This is a genomic window from Streptococcus mitis (assembly GCF_023110375.1).
Classification (GTDB): domain Bacteria; phylum Bacillota; class Bacilli; order Lactobacillales; family Streptococcaceae; genus Streptococcus; species Streptococcus mitis_CI.
Window position 1 is genome coordinate 31,134 of record NZ_JALDVV010000017.1, and the last position, 11,241, is coordinate 42,374.

Sequence of the window (11,241 nt, forward strand, 5' to 3'; positions counted from 1 at the left end):
CTGTACTTGAGTACGGCAAGGTGAAGCTGACATGGTTTGAAGAGATTTTCAAAGAGAATTACCTCATCAAATTTGTAAATATCCTGAACTTTCCCTAGGCATCATAACCAATATCAAAAAATGCTAATTCTAAAGCGACTGCTTGATTCCAGCGTTCCTGAAGTTCTGTCAAATCTTCTCGATTTTTCCCGACACGATTGAGTTCGTCAACCAGAAATTGAACCCACTCTGTAAAGAAAGGACCTCTGTGGAGATTGACCCATTCTAAATGAATATAGGCTTCAGGTAGAGCCAAATCTTTAGAACCCCAGTCTAAATAGAGACCTTCTGCAATGACCAGCATGACCAAAAGATGAGCATAGTCTGATGAAGTCACAGCAGAATACATTAGCCCCTGAAACGCTTTTGTTACAGGGTGCAAGGTCACTTCTAGATAGTCATTCTCTGCTACTTTTAACTCTTTGAAAGCCTTTTGGAAGTAACCATCTTCATCTGCTTCAAGAAAGCCTAGTTGCTTGGCAAAACGAAGCTTGGATTCAAGTTGGTCTGCGTGTGCTACGCAGGCACCCAGCATAGATAAGAAGGCATCAAAGAAGTGATAATCTTGAATTAGGTAGTCTTTTAAGACCTTATTCTCAATTGTCCCCGCAAAAAGTTCCTTAATAAAACGATGATTGATTGCAGCCTGCCAATCCTTCTGACTGCTTTTTAATAATTCTCCAACAGTCAAACCTGGCTCAAATGCATAGTCTTGTGTTTCCATATTTACTTTTCCTCTCTTTACTCGTTCGTAATCAACAAAACATCAAGAAAATCCTAGTTTTACTTGACCTTTTTAAAGAAAATCAAGGGCGTTCAAGAAGAGCTACCTAAAAGCTTTGTATCACCTTCATCCAGCTTATATAAACAAAAAAACTCCAATTACAATCAATAATTAGAGTTGACTTACAAGATTAGATCGTTCATTTCGCCATACGAAAAAAACTATTCACATTTCCCTTCGCCAGTCTTAACTGTATCAGGTTCAATGGGTATCATCTCAGCCTAAAGCACCCCAAATGTCTTTATTATTTAATTACTGCACCAGTATAGCAAAAAATGAAAGCCCTAGCAAGATATTTGATTGAAAAATATATTTATATTGTTTTTGATGCGATTTTCCTTTATTAAAACGTTTAATACTCAATGAAAATCAAAGTGCAAACTAGGAAGCTAGCCGCAGACTGTTCAAAGCACTGCTTTGAGGTTTCAGTCACATATATAATCCAAGGGGTTTGAAGAGATTTTCGAATATAATCCAAGGGGTTTGAAGAGATTTTCGAAGAGTATAAAACACAAGCAAAAACCTCCACATCAAGTGGAGGCAAGCTGTTTTATCAATACAATTTTAAGTCGCGTGGGTCAACTGGGAAGGTTGGGTTGTATGGGTTATGACGAAGTTTAAAATGTTTAACATCTTCAATAGTCTGAGTTCCAGACAACTGCATAACTGTCTTCAATTCCGCATTCAAGTGTTCAAAGACTTGACGCACACCAACACTACCACCGAGAGCCAAACCATAGATAACCGGGCGGCCAATAGCTACCAAGTCTGCTCCTGAAGCCAAGGCTTTAAAGACGTGTTGACCACGACGAATACCTGAGTCAAAGACAATTGGTACGCGTTTGTCAACTGCTTCTGCTACTTCTTGAAGTGAATCAAAGGCAGCTGGACCACCGTCGATTTGGCGGCCACCGTGGTTGGTTACCCAGATACCAGAGGCACCTGCAGCAAGTGAACGTTCAACATCCTCACGGCATTGTGGTCCCTTGACATAAACAGGAAGTCCTGAGTATTCAGCGATAAATTCTACATCACGTGGAGACAAGCGTTGTTTAGCTGATTTGTAAACAAAGTCCATTGATTTTCCAGCACCTTCTGGCAGATATTCTTCAACAATCGGCATGCCAACTGGGAAGACAAAACCATTACGCTTATCAACCTCACGATTGCCCCCTACCGTAGCATCTGCCGTTAAGACAATCGCTTTATAACCTTCAGCCTTCACACGGTCCATGATATGGCGATTGATACCGTCATCCTTACTAAAGTAAAATTGGAACCAATGTGGTGTCCCTTGAAGGGCTTCCGTAATTTCTGGAAGGTCGACAGTAGAGTAAGAGCTGGTTGTATAGAGAGAACCAAACTCATGCACACCACGCGCAGTCGCCACTTCACCCTGTTCATTTGCCAATTTATGAGCCGCAACAGGCGCCATAATGATTGGTGAAGACAATTTTTCGCCTGCAAATTCAATCTCTGTACTTGGATTTTCTACATTGCAAAGTGTATGAGGAACGATGAGTTTGTGGTTAAAGGCACGAATATTCTCACGCAAAGTGAAAGTATCCTCCGCCCCACTAGCGATATAGCCAAATGCTGCTTTAGGAATAACTTGTTGCGCCATTGGCTCCAAATCATAGGTATTGATGAAATCTACATGACCTTCTGCATTGCTTGTTTTGTATGACATAAAATGTCCTCCTTGATAAGTAAGCGTTTACTTTGTATATTACAAAAAATATTCTAACTCTTTTTTCAAAATTTTTCAAATATTTTGTTTGGAAATTTCAGAAATTCTAGGACTATGATAAAAAATCCCTATAACAGCAATAAAAAATACATATTATCCAAAGGAGATTTTAAGTGCTACAATAACTGTATTATTTCTAGATGGGAGGTTCTATTTTTGGATTGGTCCATTGTTGAACAATATCTACCACTATATCAAAAGGCATTTCTTCTGACCTTGCATATTGCAGTTTGGGGAATTTTGGGATCCTTTCTGCTCGGTTTAATCGTTAGTATCATCCGACATTATCGAATTCCTATTTTGGCGCAAGTAGCGACAGCCTATATTGAATTGTCACGCAATACGCCCCTTTTGATTCAACTCTTCTTTCTCTACTTCGGTCTTCCCCGAATCGGGATTGTCCTATCTTCGGAAGTCTGTGCTACTCTGGGACTAGTCTTTTTAGGTGGCTCCTATATGGCAGAATCTTTCCGAAGTGGGCTGGAAGCCGTCAGTCAAACCCAGCAGGAGATTGGATTAGCTATCGGTCTGACACCTCTACAGGTCTTTCGCTATGTGGTTCTTCCGCAAGCAACAGCGATTGCTCTACCATCTTTTAGTGCTAATGTTATTTTCCTCATCAAGGAAACCTCTGTTTTCTCAGCAGTGGCTTTGGCCGACCTCATGTACGTCGCCAAGGACTTGATTGGGCTCTATTATGAGACAGACATTGCGCTAGCTATGTTGGTAGGTGCTTACCTGATCATGCTGCTACCCATCTCACTGGTCTTTAGCTGGATAGAAAGGAGGCTCCGCCATGCAGGATTCGGGAATCCAAGTACTCTTTCAGGGAAATAATCTCCTGAGAATCTTACAGGGATTGGGCGTTACGATTGGGATATCCATCCTGTCTGTCCTCTTATCCATGATATTCGGGACAGTCATGGGAATCATCATGACCTCCCATTCTAGAATCGTGCGATTTTTGACACGATTGTATCTGGAATTTATCCGTATCATGCCCCAGCTGGTGTTGCTCTTCATCGTTTACTTTGGCTTGGCTCGAAACTTTAATATCAATATCTCAGGAGAGACTTCTGCTATTATCGTTTTTACCCTCTGGGGAACAGCTGAAATGGGGGACTTGGTTCGTGGAGCTATCACTTCCCTCCCTAAGCATCAGTTTGAAAGCGGACAGGCACTCGGCTTGACCAATGTTCAACTTTACTGCCACATCATCATCCCACAAGTTTTGAGAAGACTGCTACCGCAAGCCATCAACCTTGTCACTCGGATGATCAAAACCACTTCCTTGGTTGTCTTGATTGGGGTTGTTGAAGTGACCAAGGTTGGGCAACAAATCATTGATAGCAATCGCCTGACCATCCCAACCGCTTCCTTCTGGATTTATGGAACCATTCTGGTCTTGTATTTCGCAGTCTGCTTTCCTATTTCCAAACTATCTACTCACTTAGAAAAACATTGGAGGAACTAAATGTCTGAAACTATCTTAGAAATCAAGGAACTCAAAAAATCCTTCGGAGACAATCCCATCCTCCAAGGTCTATCCCTACAAATCAATAAAGGGGAAGTTGTCGTCATTCTAGGACCCTCTGGTTGTGGGAAAAGTACCCTCCTTCGTTGCCTCAATGGTTTAGAAAGTATTCAAGGAGGAGATATCCTGCTGGATGGTCAGTCTATCGTTGAAAATAAAAAAGATTTTCACCTAGTTCGCCAAAAGATTGGCATGGTCTTCCAAAGCTATGAACTCTTTCCCCATCTGGATGTCCTACAAAACCTCATCTTAGGCCCTATCAAGGCTCAGGGAAGGGACAAGAAAGAAGTAACAGAGGAAGCTTTGCAATTACTAGACCGTGTAGGTTTGTTGGATAAACAACATAGCTTTGCTCGCCAATTATCTGGTGGACAGAAGCAACGGGTTGCAATTGTCCGTGCCCTCCTCATGCATCCAGAAATTATCCTCTTTGACGAAGTGACTGCTTCGCTGGATCCAGAAATGGTGCGTGAGGTTCTAGAACTTATCAATGATTTAGCTCAAGAAGGTCGCACCATGATTTTAGTAACCCATGAAATGCAGTTTGCTCAAGCTATTGCCGATCGGATTATCTTCCTCGACCAAGGGAAAATCGCTGAAGAAGGAAGGGCTCAAGCCTTCTTCACCAATCCACAAACCAAACGAGCCCAGGAATTTTTAAACGTCTTTGACTTTAGTCAATTTGGCTCATATCTATAAAGGAGATTTTTATGAAACTACTCAAACCACTTTTAACTGTTTTGGCACTTGCCTTTGCCCTTATCTTTGTCACAGCTTGTAGCTCAGGTGGAAACGGTGGTCCATCGTCTGGTAAAACCACTGCCAAGGCCCGCACAATCGATGAAATCAAAAAAAGCGGTGAGCTACGAATCGCCGTATTTGGAGACAAGAAACCCTTTGGTTACGTTGACAATGACGGTTCTTACCAAGGCTACGATATCGAACTTGGGAATCAACTGTCCCAAGACCTTGGTGTCAAGGTTAAATACGTTTCAGTCGATGCTGCCAACCGTGCTGAATACTTGATTTCAAACAAGGTGGATATTACCCTTGCCAACTTTACAGTGACTGACGAACGCAAGAAACAAGTTGATTTTGCCCTTCCATATATGAAAGTCTCTCTGGGTGTCGTATCACCTAAGACTGGTCTCATTACAGACGTCAAACAACTTGAAGGTAAAACCTTGATTGTCACAAAAGGAACGACCGCTGAAACTTATTTTGAGAAAAATCACCCAGAAGTAAAACTCCAAAAATACGACCAATATAGCGATGCCTACCAAGCTCTTCTTGACGGACGTGGAGATGCCTTTTCAACTGACAATACTGAAGTCCTAGCTTGGGCGCTTGAAAATAAAGGATTTGAAGTAGGAATTACTTCCCTCGGTAATCCAGATACCATTGCGGCAGCAGTTCAAAAAGGCAACCAAGAATTGCTAGACTTCATCAATAAAGATATTGAAAAATTAGGTAAGGAAAACTTCTTCCACAAGGCCTATGAAAAAACACTTCACCCAACCTACGGTGATGCTGCTAAAGCAGATGACCTGGTTGTTGAGGGCGGAAAAGTTGACTAAGTTTTAAAAAACAAAACGAACAAGATAGAGATTCTGATAATCAGAATCTCTATCTTGTTCGTTTTTTATCTAGTCCATCATAGATGCAATTTCCATTATTGCAACAACGTTTGTTGGATTATCAGAAGTCAATGAATGATTTGCGAACCCAAGAGCAACACGGAATTGTACATTCTTGTTTGCTGGGCTATAACCATCACCCATCATCATAGCTGCATAGTGACCTGGTGAGTGTTTCCATACAGTATAGAAGTAGTGAGCTAACGCTTTTTCATTTGTAAGACTTACAATATCCCAAACAGATGTTGTTTCTGCTGTATTTTCAGTCATTGCATTTGTTTGTTTATAGAACTCTGGATCATAAGCAGTTGACCAACGAGAGCCGTCCGGACGTTTGTGCTTACCTTCCTTCTTACCTTGGTAACGCAATGAACCATGATCTGCCATTTCATTTGCACGAATATTGGCAACTCGAGTTAGTTCGCTATCATCTGCTGCGATTGTTGCAGGAGTCAATCCTTTACGAGTACGTTCTTCGTTAAGAAGTTCCATGAAGTGTTCATTAAGTTTACGATTATCTACGATTTGTTCAAGCTTATCAAGTTCTGCTTGAGAGAGGCGAGATGCTTTCCAAACTGAGATAAGTCCACTGTCTCGAGGAAGTTCATCTTCATCATCTGTTGTATCAACCGCCACACGGTCTTTATCAGCTTGAGAAAGATTGTCGTGTAGATACTTAGCACTACGGTGATCTTCATTGTTTGGATCCAAACCATTTTCACCTAGGCTCTTAACGTCTTTCCAAGTGCCATCAATGTCATAGTTTTCATCACTTGTTGGAACTACAACATCTGTTGGGTCAGCGACACGTTTTTTCTTAGTACCATTAAAGGTGATTGTGTCAACTGCATCTTGAATTTCAACTAGCTCACGATTTTTAACAGTTCGTTCACCAGTTTTATTGTTTACTGAAATAACTTTACGATAACGTTTGAATCCATCACGTCCGTTTTCAGTACGAGTTTCACCTTCGAAAAGGTTAGAATCATTTTCAGTACGAGAACCGTGTGAAATTGTTTCAGTTTCTTCTTCAGTAACTTCAGACATCAATTTCTTAGTTCCATAATGAACAACTTTTTGTTTAGCTGGAACTGTGTTGATAAGTTCACGACTTACTTCGGTACGGTTTTGATACTCATCATTTAGATACTTAACTTTGTAAGTTTCTTTACCATTTACCGCATCTTCAACTCGTTCATCACCTTCAAAAAGTTCAGGATCAGCAACTCGTTTTTCACCTTCAGCGGTAAGAACTTTATCTTCGTTAGCATAAGTGTAACGATCTTTAGTTCCAACTTCGACTACTTCATTCACTGCTGGAACAGTTTCAGTATTGATTAGCTCACTCTTAACAAGTTTACCATCTTCATAGTAGTCTTTGTAGTTTTCGATGATTTCACCGTTTTTACCTTTAGTTTTAACAACTCGTTGGTCAGAGAAGAGTTTGTCGCTTTTAACTTCAACAATCTTGAAGTTTTCACCAGCTTTGCGTTCAACTCGAGTTTTATTTTCTGTTAAAACTTTATGAGTTCCAACTCGAACAACCTCTTTAACCGGTTTAACTTCATCACTTTTAACTACGGAAGAACGACCATCATCATAAACAATTGTAGTTTCTGTATAAAATCCTTTTTGACCTTTTGTTTCAACTACACGTTTACCTTCATTAAGGGTCTCGTCTTTAACTTCTTCAGTTTCGTAATTTACTTCAACTGTTCGAGAAGTGCGACTTGTTTCAATGTTTTCACCAGTTCCGATTTCTACAATTTCATCAACTGCAGGAACTTCATTTTCTCGTTTTTCATCACGAGAAACTTCCGTACCATCTGGAGTGGTTACAACTGTAGTAACAAGTTCATAAGAACCATCCTTACCAGCTTGAATTACTTTTTTCTCACCTTTAGGAAGATCTGGGTTTGTATTACTTGTAACTTTATGTTCAATTTTGTGAATTTCACGAGTTACAGTTTCAATATTTTTCTTAGCAACTTTTGTTCCGACATGAACAACTCTATTTTTTGCCTCTTTTTGAGTAGATGAAACAAGAGTACGACCAGTTTCAACACCACCTTCAAGTGTTACAGTGAAAACTTCAAGTTTTTCACCATTTTGTCCGGCTTCTACCTCTTTTTCTACTCCAGCATCTAAGTTTTCATCTGGAACGTATTCTGTACCAGGAAGAATAGGAGTGCGAACCACCTCTTCTTTTGTAGTACGAACCACTTCTTTAGAAGTTTTAGTACCAACATGGATAACTTTATCAACTGCAGGAGTTGTTTGAGTTCCTGTTGCTACACGACTAACTTCTACACCATTTTCAATGGTAATTGTGTAAGTTGTTTCTGTTTTTCCTGCAACACCTTCTTGAACAACTTGAGTTTCACCAACATTAAGATTTGCATCTGGGATATGTTGGACTCCAGGTTCAATTACAGAAGTTTCTACTTCAGTTCGAGTAGTTACAACTTTTTTAACTTCAGGCTGAGCTGGGACAGCAGGTTTAGCTTCAACAGCAGGCTTACCATTTTCTGCTGGTTGAGCTGGAACTTCAGGAGTTCCTGGAATAGCTGGTTTAATAACTTCTTCTCTTGTTGTTTCACCAACTACTTTATTAGAAATACCTCCAGATGTTTGACCTTTATCTGCTGGAGCACTTTCAGTTGGTTTAACATCAACTTTTTCTGTTTTCTCATCTAAAGTTTTTTCTTCTTTAGTTGAAGTACCAGTTGTTTGATCTTTGTTTTCAGGAACAATTGGAGTTTTCACTTTCGATTCAACTTCTTTTTTATCTTCCTTTTTATCTAAGACCTTATCTTTTTCTGGTTTAGCTTCAGGCAATGCAGGCTGAACTTCAGGAGTTCCTTTTTCGATAATTACCAATTCAGGCAGTTTAGGTTGAACAGCTGAAATACCTTTGTCATCTGTAACTACAAGTGATGGCAGTTCTGATTGAACAACCAGTTTCCCTTTTTCTGATGTTGATTTTTCTATTTTAACTTTTTCAGTTAGGTTAGCAGATTTTTCCAATATTTTATTATCTTTATTCGCTACTTCTAATTTAGAAACTTGCTCAACTGCGTCTTCACCCTCAGTTCTTACCTGTGACTTAAGCTTTTCCTCTACCTTCGTTATTTCTGATAATTTTTCATATGATTTATCGAGAGATTTAATCGAATCTTCAGCACCAACTTTTTTAGTAGCTACAAATGCTTTAGACAATTCCTCTTTGGCATCTACTTTAGGTAGAAAACTCTTCTCTGTTTCTCTAATAGTATCAGTTGTTGTGTATTCTTTTTCTTTTGAAGAAGAGTATGAAACGGTAACACTTTCACATTGTCCTTGATTTTGACTCGATTGATTTTGCAACACAACTTTTCCAGCTGAAATTCCTAAAAGCGCGACAATTGCTGCTGAGATTACCCAACCTCTTCTACCTTTTTTCAAAGTCTTTTTTTCATTAGTATTTTGTCTATCCATCTTTATTTTCCTGACTTTTCACTGATTATATTTTTACATACTTACACTATCTAATATATTTTTTAGAAAAACGATAATTTCTAACAGTACCTATAATGCCTCCTAGGCTACATGTAAATAAAATCAAAATAAAAATGGAAAAGCTATCGCCAATTACTTTAATACTATATAGATAATTAAAAATTAAAAATAAAGGTAGCGAAATCGGCAGTATAGTACAGCTCACAGCAGCTCGTCTCATTTCTTTGGTCTCTCCACTCATAAACCAAGTCAAAGGTAAAAATCGCATCCAGTTTAGATATTCTTTCTGTTGGACTTTTTCTTCAAACAAATGAGTAAATAAAGTATAAAACGGCAATGCGATATAATAAGTTGCTTTGACTAAAAAGTACATTACAGTTATAAAAATGGCAAAACCCCACCACATATCTCTAACTGTTTTATCAATATCACTTTCATATTTCGGTTTTCCAAACATCTTATTTCTCCTAATCTATTATTTCATTAAATTTGTAAATGTATTAATTGTTGTCATTTTGTTATTGTAATCAACTTTTCTTTGTAATTCTTGAAACTGATAATTTAATTGCTCTGTCCTCATCATATCTTCATACATATTTTGCGCTTGTCCTAGGTCATAGGCTCTACCTTGATCAATTACATTAACCATATAAGCAAAAGCATCAAAATGAATATCTAACCCTGCTTGTTGCCTTGCATAAACAAATGGAATACTATTCAATTTCTCCATACAATAGTTTCTAGCTTGAGCAACTTCATCCTTATGTTTTTTTACTTGATCTGCTATTGGTTTTTCATGCTTCACTCGTTGATAAGCAAAATAAATTGGAGACCATAGCAGAACCCATGCTCCCACCCAAAGGGAGTATTCAAAAGGTTTACTTAAGATTCCTAAACCAGAACTAGAAAATTCACCAAGTCTATCTATATAGGCAACTAAGAACAATGAACCTAAAATTCTGAAAATCCATCCCAAAACACTTAATTTCGGGTTGATAAGAGAAACATGTTTTCCATCTACTATATAAAAATACTTAGTCAGATCTTCTACTCTTTTAGACCAAATAGCAGCTTCAACTATTAAGTTTCTACTACGTTTAGACTCTTCTATTGTCAAAAGATATTCTTGTAAAACAGTCTGGTATGATTGCGGATTAGCGATAGGATAATATTCATATTTTTTGCCTTCTGCAGTAATGACATCAAGTGAATGGTATGCACCATTATCAAAAACTTCAGACCAATGTTTATTTGGTAACCTCCCTTTTACATAGGCTTCCCAAATAGTCCATTCATCAAACAAATCTGACTTAGATTCATCCGGAATAATTCCTAAAAAATAATCTAACTCATTCTCCTCTTGAGAAATAATATCATTCTTATTCATCCATAAGTCTCCTTTCCTTGTTATTTTATCATATTGTGGATATATACACAATATGAAGTCAGATACTTTTTTCTTATAATTAAGTAAAAGGAGTTGATGACGATAATCAGTTTTAACCCACTCTGGGCTACAATGAAGAAAAAAGAAGTTTCTCAATACAAGTTATTAAAATCCGGAGTTGATAATAAAACTCTTGACAGCCTAAAGAAAAATAAAAACATAACTTTACTAACTTTAGAAAAGCTATGTCGGATTTTAGATTGTCTTCCAAATGATATCGTTGAATTTATCGAAGAAACTCCCGATTCTAATATTCGTAACACATTTATCTAGTTCTAATATTTATTCTTATGTCATAATATCTACGTTATCTACTCTCCCTATCATTGTTCACAATATAAACCAAGTAATACTCTTCAAACCACATCAGCTTCACCTTAGATTATATATGTGACTGACTTCGTCAGTCTTATCTACAACCTCAAAGTAGTGCTTTGAGCAATCTGCGGCTAGCTTCCTGGTTTACTTTTTGATTTTGGCTCTTTGTCAACTGTAGTGGGTTGAATAAAAGCTAAGATCTAGAAAGGACGAAATTTGTCCTTTCTTTTTTGA

Annotated in this window: 10 protein-coding genes and 1 riboswitch; of the genes, 5 read left to right on the forward strand and 5 right to left on the reverse strand. The window is 38.3% G+C overall.

Features of this window, described 5'->3' with window-relative positions:
• Positions 1 to 94 precede the first annotated feature (94 nt).
• Both M1G12_RS09120 and lctO read right to left on the reverse strand, forming a co-directional pair.
• The gene (locus M1G12_RS09120) at positions 95 to 763 is read right to left on the reverse strand and encodes a TenA family protein (RefSeq protein WP_247949788.1); all 669 of its coding nucleotides are present in this window, start codon (positions 761 to 763) and stop codon (positions 95 to 97) included.
• A 215-nt stretch (positions 764 to 978) separates the two neighbouring features.
• Positions 979 to 1,067: riboswitch (TPP riboswitch) on the reverse strand.
• 309 nt (positions 1,068 to 1,376) lie between these two features.
• Positions 1,377 to 2,513, reverse strand: a complete 1,137-nt coding sequence (gene lctO / locus M1G12_RS09125; protein ID WP_000120723.1) for an L-lactate oxidase — start codon at positions 2,511 to 2,513, stop codon at positions 1,377 to 1,379.
• A 216-nt stretch (positions 2,514 to 2,729) separates the two neighbouring features.
• On the opposite strand from lctO, the gene M1G12_RS09130 reads away from it, so the two are divergent.
• The 4 genes from M1G12_RS09130 to M1G12_RS09145 are packed head-to-tail and all read left to right on the forward strand — an operon-like array spanning position 2,730 to position 5,684.
• On the forward strand, positions 2,730 to 3,410 hold the full coding sequence (locus tag M1G12_RS09130) for an amino acid ABC transporter permease (RefSeq protein ID WP_247949789.1): 681 nt from the start codon (positions 2,730 to 2,732) through the stop codon (positions 3,408 to 3,410).
• The gene (locus tag M1G12_RS09135) at positions 3,370 to 4,047 is read left to right on the forward strand and encodes an amino acid ABC transporter permease (RefSeq protein ID WP_247949790.1); all 678 of its coding nucleotides are present in this window, start codon (positions 3,370 to 3,372) and stop codon (positions 4,045 to 4,047) included. Before M1G12_RS09130 ends, M1G12_RS09135 begins: the two co-directional genes overlap by 41 nt.
• A complete protein-coding gene (locus M1G12_RS09140) occupies positions 4,048 to 4,806 on the forward strand; it encodes an amino acid ABC transporter ATP-binding protein (protein ID WP_247949791.1) in 759 nt (252 codons plus the stop codon).
• Between the two features lie 11 nt (positions 4,807 to 4,817).
• Positions 4,818 to 5,684: a cysteine ABC transporter substrate-binding protein gene (locus M1G12_RS09145; protein ID WP_247949792.1), complete on the forward strand. Its 867-nt coding sequence runs from the start codon at positions 4,818 to 4,820 to the stop codon at positions 5,682 to 5,684.
• Positions 5,685 to 5,753: 69 nt separating this feature from the next.
• On the opposite strand, the gene M1G12_RS09150 is transcribed toward M1G12_RS09145, so the two are convergent.
• Genes M1G12_RS09150 through M1G12_RS09165 form a run of 3 tightly spaced genes read right to left on the reverse strand, consistent with a single transcriptional unit; the run spans position 5,754 to position 10,629 of the window.
• A complete protein-coding gene (locus M1G12_RS09150; RefSeq protein WP_282186140.1) occupies positions 5,754 to 9,221 on the reverse strand; it encodes a G5 domain-containing protein in 3,468 nt (1,155 codons plus the stop codon).
• A 46-nt stretch (positions 9,222 to 9,267) separates the two neighbouring features.
• Positions 9,268 to 9,699 (reverse strand): hypothetical protein, encoded by a 432-nt coding sequence (locus tag M1G12_RS09160; protein ID WP_247949793.1) that lies wholly within the window; start codon positions 9,697 to 9,699, stop codon positions 9,268 to 9,270.
• 18 nt (positions 9,700 to 9,717) lie between these two features.
• On the reverse strand, positions 9,718 to 10,629 hold the full coding sequence (locus M1G12_RS09165) for a hypothetical protein (protein WP_125410877.1): 912 nt from the start codon (positions 10,627 to 10,629) through the stop codon (positions 9,718 to 9,720).
• 96 nt (positions 10,630 to 10,725) lie between these two features.
• Here M1G12_RS09165 and M1G12_RS09170 point away from each other — a divergent pair, with 96 nt between their 5' ends.
• Positions 10,726 to 10,962 carry a helix-turn-helix domain-containing protein gene (locus M1G12_RS09170; RefSeq protein WP_000152611.1) on the forward strand — a complete coding sequence of 79 codons (237 nt, stop codon included), beginning with the start codon at positions 10,726 to 10,728 and terminating at the stop codon, positions 10,960 to 10,962.
• Positions 10,963 to 11,241 lie beyond the last annotated feature (279 nt).